Genomic DNA, 23,338 nt, shown 5'->3' with positions numbered 1-23,338 from the left:
TATTAGTATTTAAGGCTTTTAAATTTAAAAGTATTTTTAGAGTTACTTAAATAAAAAAACTAATGCATGTACACATTACATGCATTAGTTTTAGAATTTATAAGCACATTAAAAAATAAGCTACTTTATACCATAAATGCAGAAAGCTGATACTGGTTTCAAATTAAGTTGATTTGCTTTAACATTTTTAAATCCAGAAGTTTCCACTGAGGCTTTTATCTCTTCTCTTAGTAAAATTGAGTCTGCTTCGATTTTAAACCATTTTGGATGAAGAGATATACAAACTTCTCCACCAGGTTTAAGAACCCTTTTTATTTCTTTTAAGGCTTCCTGTAAGTCTTCCCAGTAATGCATACTGTTAACTGAAAATACCATGTCAAAATAATTGTCCTCAAAGGGTATTTCATTCACATTTCCTTGAAGTAGTTTTACTTTGCCTTTACTTATATTTTCAGAATTTCTTTTAGATGCTTGCATCAACATAACATTTGAAATATCAATGCCAGCAGTAAATCCCTCATAAGCAAATCCAGAGGCGCTTTCTATTCCAAGGCCTGGTCCATAACCTATTTCTAGGACTTTCGTATTTGGCTTAATTCGTGAGTTGGAAACAACCCAACTGCTTTGATTCTTATCCTTAGCCTGCATTAAAAAACCTGCTAATTTACCCACAACCCCTTGTGGATTAGCAAATTGTTCATTCATTATTTTCATAATTACACCCCTTAGTACTACATTAAAATCACTTTATATTCTAACCTATACTAAGGAAAAGATTGCGTTATTATCAGAATATTAATAGTTTAGTTACTTAAAGTTATTAATTTGAATTCTTTAGAATAATTGTTAGCTTTTAAAAAATGTAAGGAAATTCTTAAATAAAACCATTAAAAAAATCCCTTATAGAAATTTGTAATAATTATTTCTACAAGGGAAAATAGGGGGAACTTAGTTTATTTATTTACTAATATATAGTATTACCTTCTCAGCTTCTCTGTGATACATTTCTAGATTGAATTTATTTTTTCCATAGCTTATTCCTATGGAACTATTCCCATTATCCTTCTCTGCATAGTTAATTTCCTTTATTGAGGATAAAGGTATTGAATAGCATAGATCATCGCCGCAGATATCATAAATAATACACATCTTTGAAGAGGTAAGAGCTACAGTGCAAAAGGGTGATTTTCTATTAATTTCTTCTGAAAAAAAGTCCAATTTTACTCCAGTGTTTTTGCATTCACAACAATAAATTATGTCATCACCATCAATATACCTATGAAGTTTTTTTAGTGCTTTCCAGCTAATGAGTTCTACTCCAATCAACTTTATTTACCTCCAACAATTATTCTGTTAAAGATAATATAGTACAAGCATCTATTAAAGTTTATATATAATAGCTGAATTATACATTTTAATAGTTGTAATGTCGCTTATAGTGGTTATATATAACTTATTAAGCAATATTAAATACAATATTTAATAGTTGGAAATATTTTAATTTAGGTAATATAAAAGAGAAGACTATAGGAGTCTCCTCTCCATTAAATCTTTACTTACACAAGCGGACTATCAATTTGTGTAGTAAAAAGAAATTCGTGAACATGTCCATCCACTAAAGTAGTAGTACCAGATACCAAATGAACATGCTTAGTGGAATTGGGAATAGGAATACTAGGTCCTGTTATTACACCGATTTCATGATTATGGTCTAAAGAATCAGTGTTTGAAAGTATAGCATGAACGTGGTCGCCATCTGTTATGGGTATAACTTGACTGGTAACGCCAGCAAGTCGATGATTGTGTGTGTCTGCTCCCGTTTCTGCTAATTTTGTGCTTTGTTCAAATTCGTGTACATGAGGTGTAATTTCAGGTGGGTCACAGTATGGGGGAAGTACTATTTTCTTTGAGTTTTCCATATCACTTTATCTCCTTTGTAAAAATTAGTGAAGATTATTGTCATTCACATAATACATACTATTACTAATGTCTCAGAATGTTCATTAAAAATATAAAATTAAAATTGAGAATATTCTAAAAATAATGTAAAATTTAAATAAGGTAAAATATTAAATGAAGCACATGTATATATAAAATTGAATGGGAATTAGGAGCGGTTAGCTATCGGATAAATAGAGAGGAGGTAAATTCCAATATTTTTTATAATCATTTCTTTTATGGGTATAAAGGGGGATAAATGATGTTTGATAATTTTTACAAGAAGTTTGGAATAAAAGTTCCAGAAGGAGTTCTTTTTTATCCTTGTGCTGGATATGACACTTTAGAGCCTATTGAGCTTTTTGGATCCTTAGTAGATAATATGATATTTGCAGATATAAGAGATGTAAAGCTTCCACATCCTAATTGTGATATGATTTTTTATCATAATGTGAAATCAAGAGTATATAAGGAAAAATCTCAAGGAGAAATTCATAGAGGCATTATTGAAGAAGTACACATTAATCTAGAAAATAGAAATTTAGATATTAGTAGGTCTCTTAATAACTATTTTAGTATTAATTTGGGAAGTATAAGAACTGTTAATAGAAGCAAAAAAATTGAATGGTTCCTTGAAGATAAAAGTAAAATAAAACTTACTACGATTAAAAATGATGGTTTTTTGTCATTGCTAACCCTTAATGACATATCAGTTTTCTTTTATAGAGGAGACTCCCCTGGGGAAGGTGGCAGTGGACAGTGGTGGTTTTCCCCACAGCTTTTTAAAATTTTAACATCAAAATTAGTCAATGGAGCTATTATCGTAACGGATGGGAATAATTTTCACCCAAGTTATAGGGATGTAAGTTGGAGTCCTTTAAGAGAAAGAGAAAATAGAAAGGATTTTGAGTTTAACGATATATATTTTGAATATATAGGTGAGTATGAGGAAACACATAGAGTGTGCGGTATTTGGCGCACTACCAGGAGAAATAGAAAATAAAATTTTGAATCTATTAAAAATTAAAATGTGAGGTGTATTCTTTTGGGAAAACCTCACATTTTTTTAGGATTTAGAAATGAGGGGTTTTATGAAGAGTATTCATTGTAATAATTTAATTTGTTTCTTTGATAAGTATAATGGTGCAAGTATATATGCAGCAATTAATTTGAAGCCTAAAAACATAATATTTATTTCAGATGATGAGGAGGCTATTTTGGATGATTTTGAAAATATTAAGGAACACCTTCTCTCTAAACTTCCTTTAGTTACTGTGGAAAATAGAATATTAAATAATGTTTCATATAAAGAACTTTCAGATTTAATTATTTCTTATTCAAAAAAAGATACTGTGATTAATTTATCTCGTGGCAGCAGGCTTTTAAACCTATTAGCCTTTAAAATCTGTGAAGAAAAAGGATATATTGCTGTATTTTCCAATATGGATAATGAAGTTATATTAGATTTGACTTCAAAAGAGCCCACTCCTATAGAGTTTCCTTTACAAGAAATGAATGTAGAGGATTTAATAGCCAGTGCAGGAGGAAAGATACTCAATGATAATACCAAATTTTATAATGATAAAAAAATAAATGACATGATGATTTACATAATGTCTAATTATAAAATGTGGTTAAATTTAAAGTACATATTAAGAAATAACTTATACATTCAATACAGTGAATTTTACCCCTTGTCTGTAACTATGAATACAAGAATTATTGATAATTTTTCTGAATATATGCCATTCTTCAAAAAATGCCAGGAGTTAGGAATTTTAAAGCTTTCTAAAGGAAAACATAACTCATTAATGCTGGAGTTTGCCAATCATGATTATAAATCATTTCTATTTAAAGCTGGTACATGGTTAGAAATAATAGTCTATAAAGCTGTAAAAAGTATAAATTCTATGGAAGATGTAAGAGCAGGAGTAGTATTTTTATGGGATAGTGATAAAGAAAAGCTTAAAAATGAGGCAGATGTGCTAGCTACGGCCAATTCCCAGCTTATATATATTTCTTGCAAAGATACTCAAAATTATGACGAGATTGCCCTTAATGAGTTAGAAGTTTATGCGGAGAAAATTGGAGGGGAAGATGCTATTAAAATACTTGTAGCTACTGGCCCACCTAGTAAGAACACAACGCTGTTAAGAGCAGAGGAAATGGGCATAAAGATAATTATTTTCCATGGAAATCAACAGCTGCTAAGAGACAGTTTAAAAGCTATTATTAACTAATTTAATTGATTAAATTGAATACTATAATTTTTCCTCATATGGATAAGCTATAAATAGTAGATTGGAGGAGAGATTATGAAAAAAAATAAGTTTATGATTTATAGTACATTAATTTTTATATTTTTACAGATAATTATTGGCTTGTTATTATTTAAAAATAAGCAATATATGTATATCTATGAAGTTTTGGCCACAACTTTTTTTTTCATTATTTATACTTTTATAGAAGTTAAATATAATTTGCATTTAAGTAATTACACTAGATTTTTTATTATATTAACCATACTCGCCCATACTTTTATAGGAGATTTTTTAAATCTTTATGTTAAATCCTTTATTTTTGATAAAGTACTTCATGCAGTAGGAACTTACTCTTTCACTTTGTTAAGCTATTCATTAATAAATCAAACTATTAAAAAAGATTATCTTGAAAAATCTCGTGATTTTATATTTATTCTTTGTTTAGGAGTAACGTTAGGTGTATTTTTTGAGTTTATAGAGTTTACCATTGACATAGTATTAAAACCTCAATTTCCTAGTCAAGGAAATGTGATAGATACTAACATGGATATGATCTTTAACACCGTAGGTGCCATAATAGCCGCGCTTCATAGAACTTTACTTAGAAAATAACTGAAATCAGTGCTGGAGATGTTAGGCAGTAATACACCACATATAATGTATTCCAAAAACTATTGAAGAACTTACATTTAAATAATAAGAAATATATTACTACAGGGTAAGCATGTTGTTCATGTTTACCCTGTAGTATTTCTGTCTATGAGAAAATTTATTTGCACATAGCCATTAGTTTTTCCATGATATAATCTTCTAATTTAACTTCTCCAATAAAAGTATTATCATCAAAGTCGCTAGGTTTAACTCTGAAGAAGTTAATTATTAAAGTATTATCTTTTACATAATACTCCTCTAAATGAAGGGGAGCGAAAATCACTTCCAGCTCTTCATTTTTTATGTCAGGAATTCTTTCATTTATTAACTGGATCATAGGATCTAGATTTAGAACTTTTATAGGTGCAGCCATGCTGGAGGTATACTCCAAGTCCTCCATCATCCACATGTTATTATTCCAAAACCTTTTTTCAGCTTTTGTAGCATCAGAAAGAAGCTCTCTATTTTTTATAGCACTAAGAACTTTTCTAACAGATTCGGCATTAAAATCCGTATTATAGGCTAATTTCATGCCTCTCATAGAGGCCACATCATAAAAAAAGCTTTCAGCTACATTTTCCTTTTCAGATGCTGCTTGCCAGAAATAAAGCATGGCTTCAATGGCTTCTAAATTCACTTTTATACTTTTTAGCATAGGTATTCCCCCTAAAAATTTATAGTTTAACATTTTTAAAAGTAAGTTTTCTATAACTATCTTTAATTTTAATACTAAGGTAAAAGGTTTACAAATGAAATTTATAAAGACTCTAATAGGATTCTTGTTTTTTAACAAATGAAATGTTACAGATATTATATATTTATATACTTACATTAAGTGTAAAAAAAGGTTAATATAGTATTATATATAACATATAATGCATATATTCAGCATAATTTAAATAAGCATAACTATGCACTTTACCTAGGATTACTAAGGAGTTTAGCATGCATTTAAACGTTTTCAAAGCTATGACGGTAAGCATAATTATGTAACACCCTTAGGACCTTTGAAAATAATAGAATTGGAGGTGTTGGTACAGGGAAATTTAGCTCACTATGGAAATTATAAAGTTATAAGAGGGGAGTATCTATGAAAAAAATTAAAAGATTTAAAACGTTTTATCTCTTGGTAGCTCTATGCTTTTTGTTTAGTAATGTACTTCTTCCTGTAAACATCAAAAGAGTTAGAGCAGCAGAGGGTACAGGCGCTTGGGACAATCCTTTTACCGTGGCTCAAAGTATATTAATTCAAGATAATAGTGTAAAAACAGTGCAGGGGTATATTGTTGGTCAACCCACTGCAGAGAAAAAAGTTATTACCAGTGCATACACTGGTGATACAGCTGTAGCTATAGCGGATTCGCCTAATGAAACAGATGTAAATAAGATGCTATATGTTCAGATTCCTGCTGGAGATTTTAGAACAAATTTTGGTTTAAAGACTAATCCTAATAAGCTTGGTATATTAGTAAAGACCACTGGAAATTTAACACCTTATTTTACCCCTCATGTAGGGCTTAAAAACATCACAGCCATGGAGGAAGTAAGCTCTTCACCGGTGGCGGTAACAGCAATTAAATTAGATAAGGCATCTTTAGAAATGCCTAAGGGAGGTACTGCTGAATTAAAAGCTGAAATACTTCCTGCCAATGCTTCCAATAAAAATGTTAAATGGTCCTCAGATAAACCTGATATAGCCACAGTTAATAGTGGAGTGGTTATGGGAGTTTCAGAGGGGACTGCAATAATAACTGTAACTACAGAGGATGGTAACTTCACTGCCAGCTGCCACGTTAAGGTGTTAGCAGCTTCTGATATAGTTGGTCCAGAAGTTAAAAATATATCTCCTGAAAGCGGGTCAAGTACAGGGAATGTTACAAAACCTGTTATTACTGCTGAGTATAGCGACCTTGCAGGGGTAGATACATCTTCTATTAAATTATTATTAGATGGTAATGATGTCACTAATAAAGCTTATATAACAGAAAACAAAATAAGCTACACTCCAGAAAGTGATCTTTCAAAAGGTCAACATGTGGTAACACTAGAAGTATCAGATAAAAGTGCTACTGCAAATAAAACTATATTCACTTGGAACTTCTTTGTAGGAGAGCAGAGCTATAATTTCTACTTTGGACAACTCCACAGCCATACTAACTACTCAGATGGACAAGGCACTCCAGAAGATGCATACAAATGGGCTAAAGAAACAGCTAAGGCGGATTTTTTTGCTGTAACCGATCACTCTAATTCCCTAGATAATGATACCAGCGCAACCTTAATTAATGGTTCTACAAGCACTGAGTGGAAGAATCTTCATTTAACTGCAGATAAATACAACCAAGATGGAAAGTTTGCAGCTATAGCTGGTTATGAAATGACTTGGAGTGGAAGTACCGGTGGATGGGGGCACATGAATACCTTTAACACTGAAGGGTTCCTTTCAAGAAATAGTAAAATTGGTGGTAAAGCTGTAGACCTTCAAATGTACTACAATGAACTAAAAAAAGTACCTCAGTCTATATCACAGCTTAATCACCCAGGGACAACCTTCGGGGATTTTGGAGATTATGGATATTATGATCCTCAAGTGGATAAGGTTGTAACCTTGATAGAAGTAGGGAATGGGGAGGGACCTGTAAGAGGAAGTGGATATTTCCCAAGCTATAATGAATATACTAGAGCTTTGGATAAGGGATGGCATTTGGCACCTACAAATAATCAAGATAACCATAAAGGGAATTGGATAACCTCTAATAATGCTAGAACCGTTGTACTAGCTAATGAATTGTCTAGAGAATCCGTATACGATGCTTTGAGAAATATGAGAACCTATGCATCAGAAGATAACAACCTTAGAGTAATGTACAAAGCAAACAACCAAGTAATGGGGTCATTCTTATCTAATCCTAAATCTATAGATATAAATATAGATATTACAGACCCGGATGTAAGCGATAAAATAGGTAAGGTATCTATAATAGCTAACGGAGGGGTAGTGGTAGCCTCCAAGACTTTTGATAGTAATATAGCTTCTTGGAATTTAACCCTTAATCCTCAATATTCATACTACTATGTAAGAGTTGATCAAGTTGATAAGGATATTGCTGTAACAGCTCCAGTATGGACAGGTCAAGCGCAGATGCTAGCAGGAGTATCCAAAGTTTCTACTAATCAAAATTTATACGCAGTTAAAACTCCTGTGGCAATAAATACAGCACTATATAATAACGGTAGTAACCCTATAGAAAACTTGAAAGTAGAATATTTTATAAATAATATAGTTGATGAAAACAAAATTGGCGAGCAAATTGTGTCTAAAGTACCTAGCTCAGGGACTGCCAATTCAGAGTTTATTTGGACACCTGAAAGTGTAGGTAATTATACTATATATGCCAGGGTGCTGGTAAATGTAGGCGGAGAAATTAAGGCCTCTATTGAGAGCACCAAAGTCGATATAGTAAACCCACAAGATGTTATTAAAGTGGTAATAGATGCTGGCCACTATAATCAATATGTTTCTGGAGACTATGCTGGCAAAATCAATTCTCTTAAAGCCATGCTGGGAGAAAAGAAATATATGTTGGTGGAAAATAATGATGACATTACTGAAGAGGATTTGAAAGATGCAAAAATTCTTATACTAACAGATCCTCAAAGTAAAGATAAAACTACCTACAATTTATATAAGTCCTACTATAAAGATGGAGAAGTACAAGCTATTAAGGATTTTATAAGCAGAGGTAACTCTCTTATTATAACTTCCAGAGCAGATTATGATGACAAAGGTGTCACTGAAAGAATGTATGAAAGCTCTGTACAGGGAAATAATGTATTAGAAGCTATAGATTCTAATTTAAGATTTAATGATGATGAAGTTATAGATAAAACATCCAATGGCGGGCAGGAATTTAGATTATACTTTGATAAATATACTTCTACAAAATATAACTTGACTAAAAATATACCTGAAGGATTGACTTACAGTGCCTACAGTGGATGTTCAGTTATTCTAAAAGAAGGTGGAGATGACAGTAAGGTGGATTGGTTAGTAAAAGGCCATGAAACCACAGAAATATTAGATTCAGACCTTCAAAATGATGCTATATCTTTAGAAAAAGGAAATGTTTACTCATTAGCTGCAGAAGTACTTCCATCTGGAGGAAAGGTAATCGTAGCAGGAACTACTTTCTTTAGCGACTTTGAAACTGCAGGAGATAATATTTATGCTAATAAGCAAATTACAGAAAATGTGTTAAACTGGCTAATAGCACCAAGCAAAAAGACCATACAAGAAGTGAGAATAGATAAGGATAAGGATGGAATACCTGACCTTTTAGGAAAAGGTAAGGTTATGGTGGAAGGTAGAGTAACAGCAGCTTCTAAATCAGCAGTTAAAAATACAGCCTTCTTTGATGTAGCATATATACAAGACGAAACTGGTGGAATAACAGTATTTGGTGTTTCATCAAAGGCTCTTCCACTAGGTTCTAAGGTAAGGATAACCGGTATTGTGGATCATTATGAAGGGGATACTGAAATTCAAATATCCAATGAGAATCTAGACATTGAAATATTAGATGAAGGTATTTCTATAGTAGAGCCAAGAGAAATATCTACCAAAGACAGCATGCTAGAAGAAAATGAAGGATTATTAGTAAAGGTAATAGGTAAGGTCAAGAGTATCACTGAAAACTCATTATTTATTGATGATGGAAGTGGTGAAGCAAGGGTATACGTTAATGGGTATATAGGTGATGATACTGACAATCCAGAAATGCTAGGAAAATGGGATAAAAATATAAAAGTAGGAGATATGGTGAGTGCCATTGGACTTGCCTCAGAAGATACTGAAGGGCATAGATTAAGGGTTAGAAATACTGCAGAAATAATAAAATTAAAAACACCTGTAACTGGTGTAAAAGTAAATAAGGGCTCATTAGAATTAAAAATTAATGATAATGTACAGCTTAGCGCAGAAATTCTTCCTGAAAATGCCACAGATAAAAATGTGGTGTGGAGTTCTAGTAACAAAGAGGTAGTTACTGTGGATGAAAATGGAATGGTTAAAGCTCTAGCACCAGGTAAAACCATTATATTAGTAACCACTGTGGATGGCGGGTTTACTGATTATTGTGAAGTAACTGTAATGGATCCTAATGTTCCACTACAAGGCATAAGCTTAAATAAAATAAACTTAAGTTTAAAACCTGGTACCTCTGAAGTCCTTAATGTAAGTTTTAGACCTGAAAATGCTACTAACAAAAAGGTTATTTGGACATCCAGTGATAATAAGATAGCTTCTGTAGATGAAAATGGTAAGGTAACAGCTAATAAGGTAGGAGTGGTTAAAATTACTGCTACTTCAGAAGAAGGTGGATTTAAGGCAGAGTGCATTGTAGCAGTAGCTAAAAATGCAGTTAAATCCGTAAGTTTAAATGAATCTGCCATAGTGATTAAAGCTGGTAAAGAAGAAAAGCTTAATGTTAGCGTAAATCCAGGTAATGCAGATATTAAGGCTGTTACATGGAGTACAAATAGCCCTATTATAAGCGTAACAGCAAAGAACGGTAAGCTAGCGGAAGTTAAGGGCTTACAACCAGGTAGAGCTATAGTAACAGTAACATCTTTGGATGGAGGGCATACTGATACTTGTGAAGTGGTAGTTATTCCAGATGAAAAATATGCTGAAGTGAAATACTGGGTAGGTTTAATAATAGACTTTATTTGTAATCTTTTTAATCCATAATATGGTGGCAAGATATAAACCATATTAAATAAAGTATAATCATTAAATAATTATTATTTGTCTGAAGTGCTAGGATAAAAATAGTACTTCAGCTTTTTTTTATTTAAAATTTTACTAATATTTACTATTAGATAATATTATTTTAATAATTTACAATATTTTAATAATTCTATGCTTTTATCAGTTGCAAACAATTACAAGTAGACATATAATTGAAGTATATTATAAATATTTTCCAAGTGAGAGTAACGGGAGATATCTTAAAGGATAGCCGAAGGAGAAATATAGAAAAGATGCCAAGCTTTTTATAGAAACTTTCAGGCACAAGGAGCGTTACTTGATGGATCTCTGGAAAGTATCCGAAGTTAAGTCGGATCGCCGTAGGAGCAATGCATTTATGTAGAATCTCTCAGGTAAATTACAGGGAATATGGTGGCATCTTATTTTTTTGTGCCTATCATATTCTCTTTTATTTTATCTAATTACAAATAATAATTATTAAGAAATAATAAATTAAAGGAGGATTATAGTGGAGAATTTAAAGAAAACGCCATTAGTAAATGAATATGAAAAATATGGTGGAAAAACCATAGACTTCGCAGGTTGGGCTCTACCAGTACAATTTGAAGGAATAATACTAGAACACCATACTGTAAGAAACTCCGCAGGACTTTTTGATGTTTCTCATATGGGAGAAATTTCAGTGCAAGGAAAAGATGTGCTAAAGTTATGTCAGCATCTACTCACCAATGATGTATCAAAACTAAAGGATAATCAGGTGCTTTATACATTTATGTGCAATGAAGCTGGAGGTGTGGTGGATGATCTTCTGATTTACAGATTTTCTCAAGAGGATTTCTTACTAGTAGTAAATGCTTCAAATGTGGACAAAGACTATGAGTGGATAATAAATCATAAATCAGATTTTGAAGCGGAAGTAAAGAATATCTCTAAGGATATGTGTCAGTTAGCATTACAGGGACCAAAAGCTGAAAGTATACTTCAAAAACTAACAGATTATAATTTAGCGGAAATAAAGTTCTTTTATGCTAAAAGAAATGTATCTATAAGTGGTAGAGAATGTATGATCTCAAGAACAGGGTACACTGGTGAAGATGGCTTTGAAATATACACTAAGCCAGAAGACTTAGTGTATTTATGGGAAACCATATTAAAAGAGGGGGAAAGCCAAGGGGTAAAACCTATTGGGCTAGGTGCCAGAGATACTTTGAGATTTGAGGCCAATTTGCCTCTATATGGCAATGAACTTTCAGAGGAAATAACTCCCTTAGAAGCAGGCTTTGGATTTTTTGTAAAGTTAGATAAAGAAGAATTTATTGGTAAGGAAGCTTTAGTAAAACAAAAACAACAAGGGTTAACAAGAAAGATAGTAGGCTTTGAAATGGTGGATAGAGGGATACCAAGGCATTGTTATGAAGTGTTTAAAAATCATGAAAATATAGGTTTTGTAACCACAGGATACCTTTCACCTACCCTAGGTAAAAACGTAGGTTTAGCTATGATAGACATAAATAATGCCAGCATGGATGAAGAGATAGAGATTCAAATAAGAAATAAAAAAGCAAAGGCTAGAATAGTAAGCAGAAAATTCTATGTTAAAGGAAAGTAATTAATTTAGAAGAAACATTAGTTTTAAAGGCAAATAATTAACTATAAATATAATAATTAATTTTAAAGGAGAGATAAATATGTCAGTATTAAAAAACTTATTATACACAGAGGAACATGAATGGTTAAAGGTGGAAGGAAATAAAGTTTATATAGGAATTACAGATTACGCGCAAAAAGCTTTGGGATCTATAGTTTATGTAGAGCTTCCAGAAGTGGATGAAGAATTTTCTAAAGGAGAGGTTTTTGGAGTAGTGGAATCTGTAAAAGCAGCTTCAGACATCTTTATTCCCGTAACAGGAAAGATACTTGAAGCTAATGAGGATACCGTAGATGACCCTAGTTTAATAAATAGCGCCGCTTATGACAACTGGCTTATATGCGTGGAATTACAGGATGAAGCTGAGCTAGAAGGACTTATGAAGGCTGAGGAATATGAAGATTTTTGCAGTAAGGAGGAATAATTATGCATCCTTATATACCAAACACTGATAATGATATAAATGAAATGCTTAGTGCCATTGGAGTTAATTCCATAGAGGAGCTATTTAAAGATATTCCCAAAGATGTAAGGTTAAATAGAGAGCTTAATCTTCCAGATAGCTTTTCAGAAATAGAAGTTAGAAGGGCCTTAGGAAGCCTAGCTAATAAAAATAAGAGTACCGAAGATTTAACCTGCTTTTTAGGGGCTGGATCCTATGATCACTATATTCCCTCTGTGATAAAGCATCTTGTATCCAGGTCTGAATTTTATACTGCTTATACACCTTATCAGCCAGAGATAAGTCAAGGTACACTTCAAGGTGTTTTTGAGTATCAAAGTATGATATGTAAACTAACTGGCATGGATGTATCCAATGTTTCCATGTATGATGGACCTACTGCTGCAGCAGAAGGAGCTATATTAGCTTCAGTGTCCACTAGAAGAAAAACCGTATTGATTTCTAAAACTGTAAATCCAGAAACTAGAAAAGTATTAAAGACTTATCTTAAATTTAGAAATGTTAATATGGTAGAAATAAAGGAAAAAGACGGAGTTACAGATTTAGAAGATTTACAAAATAATATAAATGGAGATATAGCAGGAGTACTACTTCAATATCCAAACTTTTTCGGAATAATTGAAGATATAAAGGAAATAGAAAAATTAGTTCATGAAAATAAAAGCTTATTGATGATGAGCGTAGACCCTATAGCTTTAGGATTATTAAAAAGCCCAGGAGAACTGGGAGCGGATATAGTGGTAGGAGAAGGTCAGGCATTAGGTGGAAGTATGAGTTTTGGTGGTCCTGTTTTAGGCTTTATGACAGTTACTACTAAGCTTATGAGAAAAATGCCCGGAAGAATAGTGGGAGAAACCGTAGATGTGGATGGTAAAAGGGCTTTTGTACTTACCCTCCAAGCGAGAGAACAGCATATAAGAAGAGAAAAAGCTACTTCCAACATCTGCTCTGATCAGACGCTAAACTCCATTGCTGCTGCTATTTATTTATCTTCCTTAGGCAAGAAAGGTATAAAAGAAGTAGCTAATCAATGCATACAAAAATCCCATTATGCCTACAATGAATTAATTAAAACAGGAAAGTTTAAGCCTCTTTTTGAAAAGCCATTCTTTAAGGAATTTGCAGTAAAAACTGAAAAATCAGTGGATGAAATCAATGCAAAGTTACTAGAGAAGGGGATTTTAGGAGGATTTAATTTAGAAAAAACAGATTACCCCTATGAAAATGCTGTTCTTATCAGCGTTACAGAGCAAAGAAGCAAAGAAGAAATAGATAATTTTGTGAAAATTATGGAGGTGATATAATGAGTTACCAAAAATTGATATTTGAATTATCCTCTCAGGGTAGAAAAGCTTATGCACTTCCAGAGTTAGATGTTCCAGCACAGGATATTGAAAGTTTAATACCTGAAGGATATATAAGGCAGGAAGATATAGAACTTCCTGAAGTTAGCGAACTGGATTTAGCTAGGCACTATACCTTGTTATCAAAGAAAAATTATAGTATAGATTCAGGATTTTACCCTTTAGGTTCCTGTACTATGAAGTATAATCCTAAAATAAATGAAGATATAGCTTCTAATGCAAATTTTGCAAAGCTACACCCTTATCAGCCAGAAGAAACAGTACAAGGAGCTTTAGAGCTTATGTACAATTTATCAGAAGATTTATGTGAAGTTGTAGGCATGGATAAATTTACCCTGCAACCAGCAGCAGGAGCCCATGGAGAACTTACAGGACTTATGCTTATAAAAGCTTATCATGAGCATAGAGGGGATTTAAAGAGAAATAAAATCATAGTTCCAGATTCAGCACATGGTACAAACCCTGCCAGTGCTACGGTGGCGGGCTTTGAAGTGGTAGAAGTAAAATCTTCTAAAGATGGATCTGTGGATGTAGAAGACTTAAAATCCGTATTAAATGATGAAATTGCAGGATTAATGCTTACAAATCCAAGTACTCTAGGTTTGTTTGAGAAGAACATTAAAAAAATAGCAGAATTAGTGCATGAATCTGGAGGCTTATTATATTACGATGGGGCTAATATGAATGCTATTATGGGCATTACCAGGCCAGGGGACATGGGTTTCGATGTTTGTCATTTAAACTTACACAAGACCTTTTCTACCCCCCATGGAGGTGGAGGTCCAGGTTCAGGACCAGTAGGGGTTAAGAAGGAATTAATACCCTATTTACCTGTACCATTTATTGAAAAGGATGAGAAATATTATTTAGATTACAACAAACCAAACTCTATAGGTAAAATCAAGAACTTCTATGGAAACTTTGGAGTGCTAGTTAGGGCTTACACCTATTTATTATCTTTAGGTGGAAATGGTCTTAAGGCTGCCTCTGAAAATGCTGTATTAAATGCTAATTATATGAAAGAAAGACTAAGAGATAGCTATAAGCTGGCCATTGATGAAGTGTGCAAACATGAAGTGGTATTTGCAGGAATAAAAAATAAGTCTACGGAAGTTTCTACCTTAGAGATTGCTAAAAGGCTTATAGACTACGGGTTCCATCCACCTACAGTTTATTTCCCACTTATTGTAGATAGTGCGCTTATGATTGAACCTACAGAAACCGAAAGTAAAGAGACCATGGATGCCTTTATAGATGCTATGCATGCCATTGCCAAAGAAGCTGAAGAAAACCCAGAAGTATTTAAAACCGCTCCTCACAACTCCCCAGTAAGAAGGATAGATGAAGTGAGAGCAGCAAGAAATCCAATATTAAAGTGGAGTAAATAGGTGACATAATGGAGAAGAAAATAATAATAATGGGAGGAGGTCCTGGTGGCTATGTTGCTGCCATCAGGGCTGCCCAATTAGGGGCAAAGGTAACACTTATTGAGAAAGAAGCTTTAGGGGGAACTTGCTTAAACAAAGGATGTATCCCTACTAAAGCTCTCTACAGAAATGCTGAATTAGTAAATAATTTAAAAGCTTCAGAGGATTTTGGTATATTAGTAGATAACTTTACTTTAGAAGTAAATAAGATACAAGAAAGAAAAAATGGTATCGTGCATCAGTTAGTAAGTGGTGTGGAACAGCTTATGAAAGCTAATAATATAGAAGTGAGAAAAGGTCATGGAGTCCTTTATTCTTGTGAGGAAAACATCAAAAAAGTTAAAATTACTTTAGATGATGGAAGAGAGGAAATAGTTGAAGGAGATAATATAATCATAGCTACTGGTTCTCACACCTTTATACCTCCTATACAAGGGGTTAATAATGAAGGAGTAATAACTAGCGATGATATAATTAACTTTAAAGAGATACCTAAAAGTCTTGTTATTATAGGTGGCGGTGTAATAGGTATGGAGTTTGGTGCTATATTTAATTCCTTTGGCACAAAAGTAACTATAGTAGAAGCCCTTCCTTCCATTTTGAACATGGTGGATGGGGAAATAGTTAAAAGATTAAACCCCATGCTAAGAAAGAAAGACATAGAAGTTCACACCGGAGCTATGGTAAAATCCATAGAAAAGCATGAGGATAAGCTTTTGGTTAATGTAGAGGGTAAGAAAGGCGAATTTACCTTAGAAGGTGAAAAAGTCCTCATTGCTACTGGTAGAAAGCCTAATATTCAGGGCTTGAACTTGGAAGAAGTTAATATTGAATATGACAAAAAGGGCATAAAAACAGAGGATAATTATGAAACCAGTGTGAAAGGTATCTATGCCATAGGAGATGTTAATGGAAAGTGGATGCTAGCTCATGCTGCTTCTCACCAAGGGGTAGAAGTAGCTGAGAGGATTATGGGCATAGATAACCAGGGCAGCACTTTAATACCAAACTGTATATTTATTTTCCCTGAAATAGCATCCTTAGGAGCCACAGAAGAACAGTTAAAGGCTGAAGGGATTAACTACAAAACCAGCAAGTTTTTATTTGGTGCTAATGGAAAAGCTCTAGCTTTAGGTGAAGGAGAAGGATTAATAAAGGTTATCTCAGATGAAGATAACAAGATAATAGGAGTGCATATATTAGGTCCTCATGCTTCAGATTTAATTCACGAAGGGGTAGTTATCATGAACAAAGAGGTAAAGGTAGAAGATATAAAGCACATGGTACATGCTCACCCAACCCTATCTGAAGCCTTCTATGAAGCGGTTTTAGCATTAAATAATGAAGCTATACATGCAGTGCCATCTAGGAGGAAATAGACCATGAGATATATAGACAATACATCCATAGACCCATACTTTAATTTAGCTGCAGAGGAATATCTTTTAAAGCATACTGAGGAAGAATACTTTTCTCTGTGGAGGGACGAACCCTGCATAATTGTAGGTAAAAATCAAAACACCCTATCTGAAATAAATACTGATTATGTTAAAGAAAATAATATCAAAGTAGTAAGAAGACTTACTGGCGGAGGAGCGGTATTTCATGACTTAGGTAATATAAACTTTACCTTTATAGTAAATGATAACCATAGCTATAATGATTTTTATAAGTTTGTAAAACCTATTATCGAAGTGCTGAGACAATTAGGAGTAGAAGCAGAGTTTTCAGGAAGAAATGATATGCTTATAGAAGGAAAGAAGTTTTCAGGCAATGCTCAATGCAAGCATAAAAACAGAGTGATGCATCATGGAACCCTTTTATTTTCTTCCAATATGGCAGATTTAAGCGGTGCTTTAAAGCCCAAAGCTGTGAAATTTTCAGATAAAAGTGTTAAGTCCGTAGCCAGCAGAGTAACCAATATTTCTGAGCATCTTCCTAAAGCTTTAGATGTTTTAGAATTTAAGGAAGCTATATTCAAATACATTATAGCAGAGGAAGGAAAACAAGTGGAATACTTTTCCAAAGAAGAAGTGGAAATTATTAATAAACTAAAAGAAGAAAAATACAGTACTTGGCAATGGAATTACGGCAAGTCACCTAGATACAATTTTTATAACGAAAAGAAATTCCCAGCAGGTACTGTAGAGGTAACCTTACAGGTAACATCAGGATGTATAGAAAACATTAAAATTTATGGAGATTTTTTTGGAAAGTTAGATATTCATGGATTAGAAGAATATTTAGAGGGAAAACCCCATAATGAAGAAGATATAAGAAAAGCTTTAGTTGATCTTGATTTAGATAGCTACATTACTAACATTACCTTGGACAATTTTATGGAAATACTATTTTAATGGGTATATTATTTGTATACTGAGGAGCGTATTATTTATATTAAAAGCTAAAATTTGCGAAGAGCAAATTTTAGCTTTTCTTTATTTTAATGTTTAATTTTCAAAGATGAAATTTCAAAAATTATCAGCGGTATATCAAAAAAATTAATAAATAAACCATATAAACACGAACTATAATATATATCATTAATATTAAATGCGTTATAATACGAATAATAATAATAAAGAGCAATTAAATGTTTGACTTTTTTCTTTTGCATTGCTATGCTAGAAATATAATCACATCTAGATAAAATTCTGAAAACTTAAAGAAAAATCATAATAAAGGTGTTAGATTTTAATATGAATTTGGAGGGGGACAAATGTCTCAGAATTACAAAATTATTTATGTAGAAAAGAAAAGGCCTTTTGATGTCATAGCGAAATCACTTTTTGAAGATTTTAAAGAAAATCTTAGAGTAAATAATTTAGAAGAGGTTAGATGTATAAATAGGTATGTGGTAGAAGGTGTATCACAAGAATTAGTTACTCAAGGTGTTAATAATGTATTTTCTGAAAGCACTGTAGATAAGGTTTATACTGAAATAAATTTTCTTAAAGATAAATACTATGTATTTGCTACAGAATTTTTGCCAGGTCAATATGATGAAAGAGCAGAGGCTGCCATGCAATGTCTGGCCCTTTTAAATGAAGGAAAAACCTTAAAGGTAAAATGTGCTGTGATTATTGCTTTAAAAGGAAATATCACTGAAGAAGAAATAAGAAAGATTAAAAGTTACTATATAAATCCCGTAGAAAAAAGAGAAGCTAACCTAGATAATCCAATCTTAGAAGATGAATATGAAAGTCCTGATGCCATAAATGAAATTCAAGGATTTATTAATATGGATGCATCAGCACTAGAATCTTTTCATAAGGACTTTGCTCTAGCTATGTCTTTTGAGGACTTAAAGCTATGTCAAAATTACTTTCAAAGTGAACATAGAAATCCCACTGAAACTGAAATAAAAGTTATAGATACATATTGGTCAGATCATTGCAGACACACCACCTTTCAAACATCCATAACCAATGTAGAAATTGAAAAAAGTTTATTAAATAAACCTGCGATGATGGCTTATATAGAATATAAAAAATCTAGAGAGTTTGTTTATTCCAATAAAAGAGATATGACCTTAATGGATATAGCTACAATAGCCATGAAGGAATTAAAAAAGCAAGGTTTATTAGTTGATTTAGATGAATCTGAAGAAATAAATGCTTGTACAATAAAAGCTAATATTAGAACGGATAAAGGAGAAGAAGAATATTTAATATTATTCAAAAATGAAACTCATAATCATCCTACGGAAATAGAACCTTATGGAGGGGCAGCCACTTGCCTTGGGGGAGCTATAAGAGATCCTTTGTCAGGAAGAGCATATGTGTATCAGGCAATGAGGGTTACAGGCAGTGGTAATCCTAATGAAAAAATAGAAGATACTCTTAAAGGAAAGCTGCCACAAAGAAAGATTACTCTAGGAGCTGCAGAGGGTTATAGTTCCTATGGAAATCAAATTGGTATTGCTACAGGGCAAGTAGAAGAAGTATACCATGAAGGTTTTAAAGCTAAAAGGATGGAGATTGGAGCAGTTATTGGGGCAGTACCTTCAAAACAGGTAAAGAGAGAAAAGCCGGTAAAGGGGGATGTGGTAATACTTCTTGGTGGAAGAACAGGACGAGATGGCTGTGGTGGAGCAACAGGTTCATCTAAAGAACATAACCTTGACTCTATAAATAAGTGTGGAGCTGAGGTTCAGAAGGGTAATGCTACAGTAGAAAGAAAGCTTCAGAGATTTTTTAGAAAAGAAGAAGCTTCAAAAATGATAAAGAGATGTAATGATTTTGGCGCAGGTGGAGTGTCAGTAGCTATTGGTGAACTAAGTGAAGGGCTGGATATAAATTTAGATTTAATTCCTAAAAAATATGAAGGGTTAAATGGAACAGAGCTTGCTATATCGGAATCCCAAGAGAGAATGGCAGTAGTGATTTCAAAGGAAGATGAGAACAAATTTATAACTTTGGCTAAAGAAGAAAATTTAGAAGCTATAAGGGTAGCAGAAGTAACAGACAGTAATAGGCTTAAAATGTGGTGGCAAAATACACTTATTGTAGATGTAAGCAGGGAGTTTTTAGACACCAATGGTGCTAAGAGCTATTCTCAAGTATTTATTAAATCACCTTCAGAAAAAAATAATTATTTTGATAATTATAAAAATATATGTAGTGACAGTTTTAAAGATAGTGTTATAAATACTCTTTCAGAGTTGAATGTTTGTAGTAAAAAGGGATTAATAGAGCGATTTGATTCTACTATAGGAGCCTCCACAGTGCTTATGCCACTAGGTGGAAAATATCAGTTTACGCCTGCAGAAGGAATGGCAGCAAAGATACCTGTACTAAAAGGTGATACTGATAGTGTTACATTAATGTCCTTTGGATATAATCCTAAAATTGCAGAGTGGAGCCCTTATCATGGCGCTTTGTATGCAGTGGTAGAAGCTGTGACTAAAATAGCTGTTATGGGAGGGGATTATAAAAATATTAAATTAACCCTTCAAGAGTATTTTGAAAAGCTTGGTAATGATAAAACTAAGTGGGGAAAGCCATTTTCAGCACTCTTAGGAGCGTTGTATGCTGAAAAACAATTGGGTATTGCAGCTATAGGAGGAAAGGACAGTATGTCTGGAACCTTTGAAAATATTCATGTTCCTCCTACCTTAGTAGCCTTTACGGTAGCTTTAGATAAAGCTGAAAATATAATATCTCCAGAGTTTAAGAGTTCAATAAGTTCTTATAGTTCTTCTAGACATCTCACAGATAGCATAAAAGGCCAAAAGGTATATTTGTTAAGAACTAACATGGACATAGATACTAAGACAATAGATTTTGAAGGTTTAAAGAATAATCTGGATAAAATTAAAGAACTTATTCATAAAGGTAATATAATAGCTGCTTATGCCATAAGAGAAGGTGGGGCTGCTACAGGAATATGTAAGATGAGTTTTGGAAATAAGGTGGGAATAAGGTTAAATGATAATTTAACCACAGAGGATTTATTCTTCCCTTACTACGGTTCTATATTAATGCAGGTATCAGACAACCTAGATATAGAAGAGGAGTTACAAGGCTTTGATTGTATCCATTTTGGAGATATAAACTTAGGGGATGAAGATTTTAGAAACCTTAAAGAAGATGCTAATAAATCAGGAAAAACATATATACAGTATAAGAATGAAAAAATAGAAATTGATGAATTAATAGGTGCCTGGGAAAAGCCTCTAAGTAATGTGTTCCCTACTAAAAAGCACAGTAAAGAAGAAAGCACTGAAATTAATAATTCTAGCAGCAACTCAAAAACTTATATGGGAATAAAGCTTCCTAAGCCTAGAGTGTTTATACCAGTATTTCCTGGTACAAACTGCGAGTATGATTCAATAAAAGCTTTTGAAAATCAAGGAGCTGAAGTTAATTCGCTGATATTTAGAAATCTCACTTCCAGTGAACTAAAAGCCTCTATAAAAGAAATGGCTAAGGCTATTAAAAACTCTCAAATACTCATGATACCAGGAGGATTTAGCGCAGCGGATGAACCTGAAGGCTCTGGTAAGTTCATAGCTGCAGTATTTAGAAACCCTGAACTCAGTGAAGCTGTAATGGAGCTTATAAAACAAAAGGATGGACTTATTTTAGGGATATGCAATGGCTTTCAAGCACTTATAAAATTAGGACTTGTACCCTATGGTGAGATAGTAGATATAAAAGAGCATATGCCAACTTTAACCTACAATAGCGTAGGACGTCATGTTTCCACCATGGTACAGACTAAAATAGTATCCAAGCTTTCTCCTTGGTTTAATGAAATGGAGTATGGAGAAATTCATAGAATACCAGTGTCCCATGGTGAGGGAAGATTTACTACTTCTAGTGAAGAGCTTCAAAGGTTAATAAAAAATGGCCAAGTAGCTACACAATATGTAGATTTAAATGGAAAAGTAGCAATGGATAGTCCATTTAATCCTAATGGGTCTTTATATGCAATAGAAGGCATTACAAGTCCAGATGGAAAAATCTTAGGAAAAATGGCCCACAGCGAAAGACAAGGAAAATACCTATATAAAAACATCCCTAGCATAAAAAATCAAGATATATTCAAATCCGGTGTCAATTACTTCAAGTAGGTTTATATATTAAGAAAGGCGGTTTTATATATGAAAGTGGCAATTTTTTTTGGGAGCAAATCGGATAAAGAGATAATGAAGGGTGCAGCTTCAGCTTTAAAGGACTTTGGAGTGGAGTATAAGGCATATATCTTATCAGCCCATAGGGTTCCGGAAAAACTTATGGAGGTTTTAAATGATATTGAGAAGGAAGGCTTTGAATGCATTATTGCTGGGGCTGGACTTGCTGCTCACCTTCCAGGAGTTATAGCTTCGCATACTATTATTCCTGTGATTGGTGTTCCAATTAAAGCTGAGCTTAATGGATTAGATGCATTGCTTTCCATAGTTCAGATGCCTAAATCCATACCTGTAGCTACTGTAGGAATAAATAACAGCTACAATGCAGGGATGCTGGCTATAGAGATACTTTCCATAAAGTATCCTGAACTGAAAGTTAAATTAGTGGAATTTAGAAAAAATATGAAAGAAAAGTTTATAGAAGAAAATGGAGAAGGAGTGGAGCTTTAATGGAAAACAAAGAAATGCTTTATGAAGGAAAAGCTAAAAAAATATATACTACTGAAAAAGAAGATGAGGTAATAGTTTATTACAAAGACGATGCTACCGCCTTTAATGGAGAAAAGAAAGGGCAAATAGAGCAGAAAGGCATATTAAATAACAGTATTACATCCAAGTTGTTTGAACTCTTAGAAACTAAGGGGATAAAAACTCACTTCATTAAAAAAATAAGTGATAGGGAGCAGCTCTGCAAGAAGGTGGAAATAGTTCCTGTAGAAGTAATAGTGAGAAATGTGGCAGCAGGAAGCATGGCTAAAAGATTAGGACTAGAAGAGGGAACAAACTTATCCACCACAGTGTTTGAAATATGCTATAAAAATGATGAGTTAGGAGATCCTCTCATAAATGATCACCATGCTGTGGCCATAGGCTTGGCCAGCTATGATGAGCTAGAAAAAATTTATGCAGCTACAAAAATTATAAATGAAGTTCTAAAAGAGTTTTTCTTAAAGCAAAATATAAAACTTATAGATTTTAAATTAGAGTTTGGAAGATATAAGGGAGAGATAATTCTAGCAGATGAGATATCCCCTGACACTTGCAGATTTTGGGATGCTAAAACCGATGAGAAATTAGATAAAGACAGATTTAGAAGAGATTTAGGGAATGTTAAGGATGCCTATGAGGAAATACTCAGCAGGATAGTATCAAAAGAGAATTAAAAAAATAGAGAGGTAA

General features: G+C 33.1%; 17 protein-coding genes and 1 riboswitch. Of the genes, 13 read left to right on the top strand and 4 right to left on the bottom strand.

The genetic code is table 11. The features are described 5' to 3' along the window. Positions 1-120: 120 nt before the first annotated feature. The 3 genes from BUA82_RS11530 to BUA82_RS11520 form a co-directional block, all read right to left on the bottom strand. The gene (locus tag BUA82_RS11530) at positions 121-714 is read right to left on the bottom strand and encodes a class I SAM-dependent methyltransferase (protein WP_073008103.1); all 594 of its coding nucleotides are present in this window, start codon (positions 712-714) and stop codon (positions 121-123) included. Between the two features lie 243 nt (positions 715-957). Then, a complete protein-coding gene (locus tag BUA82_RS11525; protein WP_073008102.1) occupies positions 958-1,326 on the bottom strand; it encodes a hypothetical protein in 369 nt (122 codons plus the stop codon). A 230-nt stretch (positions 1,327-1,556) separates the two neighbouring features. Then, a complete protein-coding gene (locus BUA82_RS11520; protein ID WP_073008100.1) occupies positions 1,557-1,919 on the bottom strand; it encodes a YmaF family protein in 363 nt (120 codons plus the stop codon). A 281-nt stretch (positions 1,920-2,200) separates the two neighbouring features. Between BUA82_RS11520 and BUA82_RS11515 the strand changes: the two genes are divergently transcribed. From BUA82_RS11515 to BUA82_RS11505, 3 genes are all read left to right on the top strand, one after another. After that, a complete protein-coding gene (locus BUA82_RS11515; protein ID WP_073008098.1) occupies positions 2,201-2,941 on the top strand; it encodes a hypothetical protein in 741 nt (246 codons plus the stop codon). 88 nt (positions 2,942-3,029) lie between these two features. Beyond that, positions 3,030-4,178, top strand: a complete 1,149-nt coding sequence (locus tag BUA82_RS11510) for a Card1-like endonuclease domain-containing protein (RefSeq protein WP_073008096.1) — start codon at positions 3,030-3,032, stop codon at positions 4,176-4,178. A gap of 75 nt (positions 4,179-4,253) precedes the next feature. Then, on the top strand, positions 4,254-4,811 hold the full coding sequence (locus BUA82_RS11505) for a DUF2238 domain-containing protein (protein ID WP_083599909.1): 558 nt from the start codon (positions 4,254-4,256) through the stop codon (positions 4,809-4,811). Between the two features lie 157 nt (positions 4,812-4,968). On the opposite strand, the gene BUA82_RS11500 is transcribed toward BUA82_RS11505, so the two are convergent. Beyond that, on the bottom strand, positions 4,969-5,505 hold the full coding sequence (locus BUA82_RS11500; protein ID WP_073008091.1) for a TDE2712 family protein: 537 nt from the start codon (positions 5,503-5,505) through the stop codon (positions 4,969-4,971). A 435-nt stretch (positions 5,506-5,940) separates the two neighbouring features. Between BUA82_RS11500 and BUA82_RS11495 the strand changes: the two genes are divergently transcribed. From BUA82_RS11495 to purC, 10 genes are all read left to right on the top strand, one after another. Next, entirely contained in the window at positions 5,941-10,599 is a 4,659-nt protein-coding gene (locus BUA82_RS11495) for an Ig-like domain-containing protein (RefSeq protein WP_073008088.1), read from the top strand. 239 nt (positions 10,600-10,838) lie between these two features. Then, a riboswitch (glycine riboswitch) is annotated at positions 10,839-10,942 on the top strand. A gap of 186 nt (positions 10,943-11,128) precedes the next feature. After that, entirely contained in the window at positions 11,129-12,229 is a 1,101-nt protein-coding gene (gcvT, locus tag BUA82_RS11490) for a glycine cleavage system aminomethyltransferase GcvT (protein WP_073008085.1), read from the top strand. Positions 12,230-12,308: 79 nt separating this feature from the next. Further along, positions 12,309-12,692 carry a glycine cleavage system protein GcvH gene (gcvH, locus tag BUA82_RS11485; RefSeq protein WP_073008082.1) on the top strand — a complete coding sequence of 128 codons (384 nt, stop codon included), beginning with the start codon at positions 12,309-12,311 and terminating at the stop codon, positions 12,690-12,692. Between the two features lie 2 nt (positions 12,693-12,694). After that, positions 12,695-14,035 (top strand): aminomethyl-transferring glycine dehydrogenase subunit GcvPA, encoded by a 1,341-nt coding sequence (gene gcvPA, locus BUA82_RS11480; RefSeq protein WP_073008079.1) that lies wholly within the window; start codon positions 12,695-12,697, stop codon positions 14,033-14,035. After that, entirely contained in the window at positions 14,032-15,483 is a 1,452-nt protein-coding gene (gcvPB, locus tag BUA82_RS11475) for an aminomethyl-transferring glycine dehydrogenase subunit GcvPB (RefSeq protein WP_278321582.1), read from the top strand. Before gcvPA ends, gcvPB begins: the two co-directional genes overlap by 4 nt. 8 nt (positions 15,484-15,491) lie before the next feature. Then, on the top strand, positions 15,492-16,901 hold the full coding sequence (gene lpdA, locus BUA82_RS11470; RefSeq protein WP_073008073.1) for a dihydrolipoyl dehydrogenase: 1,410 nt from the start codon (positions 15,492-15,494) through the stop codon (positions 16,899-16,901). Between the two features lie 3 nt (positions 16,902-16,904). Beyond that, positions 16,905-17,879 (top strand): lipoate--protein ligase, encoded by a 975-nt coding sequence (lplA, locus tag BUA82_RS11465; protein ID WP_073008070.1) that lies wholly within the window; start codon positions 16,905-16,907, stop codon positions 17,877-17,879. A 362-nt stretch (positions 17,880-18,241) separates the two neighbouring features. Continuing rightward, a complete protein-coding gene (locus tag BUA82_RS11460; protein ID WP_073008067.1) occupies positions 18,242-22,099 on the top strand; it encodes a phosphoribosylformylglycinamidine synthase in 3,858 nt (1,285 codons plus the stop codon). A 30-nt stretch (positions 22,100-22,129) separates the two neighbouring features. Then, on the top strand, positions 22,130-22,609 hold the full coding sequence (gene purE, locus BUA82_RS11455) for a 5-(carboxyamino)imidazole ribonucleotide mutase (protein WP_073008064.1): 480 nt from the start codon (positions 22,130-22,132) through the stop codon (positions 22,607-22,609). Further along, the gene (gene purC / locus BUA82_RS11450; RefSeq protein ID WP_073008062.1) at positions 22,609-23,322 is read left to right on the top strand and encodes a phosphoribosylaminoimidazolesuccinocarboxamide synthase; all 714 of its coding nucleotides are present in this window, start codon (positions 22,609-22,611) and stop codon (positions 23,320-23,322) included. The genes purE and purC overlap by 1 nt, the downstream gene beginning before the upstream one ends. Positions 23,323-23,338: the final 16 nt, after the last annotated feature.

Origin of the sequence: Clostridium amylolyticum (assembly GCF_900142075.1) — a bacterium.
Lineage (GTDB): Bacteria > Bacillota > Clostridia > Clostridiales > Clostridiaceae > Clostridium_AA > Clostridium_AA amylolyticum.
Note: the sequence above shows the minus strand (reverse complement) of the source record. Positions and strands in the feature narration are given on the sequence as shown.

Bases quoted from the DNA above. Each gene is read 5' to 3' on its own strand.
- BUA82_RS11460 (WP_073008067.1), top strand. From the start codon at position 18,242: ATGTCTCAGAATTACAAAATTATTTATGTAGAAAAGAAAAGGCCTTTT.
- BUA82_RS11500 (WP_073008091.1), bottom strand. From the start codon at position 5,505: ATGCTAAAAAGTATAAAAGTGAATTTAGAAGCCATTGAAGCCATGCTT.
- BUA82_RS11520 (WP_073008100.1), bottom strand. From the start codon at position 1,919: ATGGAAAACTCAAAGAAAATAGTACTTCCCCCATACTGTGACCCACCT.
- purC (WP_073008062.1), top strand. From the start codon at position 22,609: ATGGAAAACAAAGAAATGCTTTATGAAGGAAAAGCTAAAAAAATATAT.
- lpdA (WP_073008073.1), top strand. From the start codon at position 15,492: ATGGAGAAGAAAATAATAATAATGGGAGGAGGTCCTGGTGGCTATGTT.
- BUA82_RS11510 (WP_073008096.1), top strand. From the start codon at position 3,030: ATGAAGAGTATTCATTGTAATAATTTAATTTGTTTCTTTGATAAGTAT.
- lplA (WP_073008070.1), top strand. From the start codon at position 16,905: ATGAGATATATAGACAATACATCCATAGACCCATACTTTAATTTAGCT.
- BUA82_RS11495 (WP_073008088.1), top strand. From the start codon at position 5,941: ATGAAAAAAATTAAAAGATTTAAAACGTTTTATCTCTTGGTAGCTCTA.
- gcvPA (WP_073008079.1), top strand. From the start codon at position 12,695: ATGCATCCTTATATACCAAACACTGATAATGATATAAATGAAATGCTT.
- BUA82_RS11530 (WP_073008103.1), bottom strand. From the start codon at position 714: ATGAAAATAATGAATGAACAATTTGCTAATCCACAAGGGGTTGTGGGT.
- BUA82_RS11515 (WP_073008098.1), top strand. From the start codon at position 2,201: ATGTTTGATAATTTTTACAAGAAGTTTGGAATAAAAGTTCCAGAAGGA.
- gcvH (WP_073008082.1), top strand. From the start codon at position 12,309: ATGTCAGTATTAAAAAACTTATTATACACAGAGGAACATGAATGGTTA.
- purE (WP_073008064.1), top strand. From the start codon at position 22,130: ATGAAAGTGGCAATTTTTTTTGGGAGCAAATCGGATAAAGAGATAATG.
- BUA82_RS11505 (WP_083599909.1), top strand. From the start codon at position 4,254: ATGAAAAAAAATAAGTTTATGATTTATAGTACATTAATTTTTATATTT.